Origin of the sequence: Bartonella capreoli (assembly GCF_902813205.1) — a bacterium.
In the GTDB taxonomy this organism is placed as follows: Bacteria; Pseudomonadota; Alphaproteobacteria; order Rhizobiales; family Rhizobiaceae; genus Bartonella; species Bartonella schoenbuchensis.
Genome location: NZ_CADDZX010000377.1, coordinates 1 through 390 on the forward strand (window position 1 = coordinate 1; position 390 = coordinate 390).

Here is a 390-nt window from a genome sequence, read left to right on the forward strand (position 1 = left end):
CGCGATGCCTTCACCACGACCAATAAATCCGAGCTTTTCATTTGTTGTTGCTTTGATGGAGATTCGATCGGGTGAAATTGTGAGTATATTCATAAGATTTTCTCTCATTTTATGACGATAGGGGCCGATTTTAGGTTCTTCGGCGATCAGCGTGATATCAACATTGGCAATACGACCGCGTGCTTGTTTAACAATATCAAGAGCGTGACGAAGAAAAATTTCTGATGATGCATTTTTCCATTGGGGATCAGAGGGGGGGAAATGTGTACCGATATCTCCTGCACCTCGCGTAGCGAGAAGAGCATCTGTTAGTGCATGAAGCGCGACATCCGCGTCGGAGTGTCCATTCAATTTTTTATGAAAAGGAATTTCTATGCCACATAATATAAG

1 protein-coding gene is annotated in these 390 nt (G+C 43.1%); it reads right to left on the reverse strand.

All coding sequences use genetic code 11. From position 1 onward, the window contains the following. Nucleotides 1-390 (reverse strand): 2-C-methyl-D-erythritol 2,4-cyclodiphosphate synthase (gene ispF, locus J7R05_RS08880; RefSeq protein WP_208541930.1); only part of this gene is annotated, 390 nt, incomplete at both ends.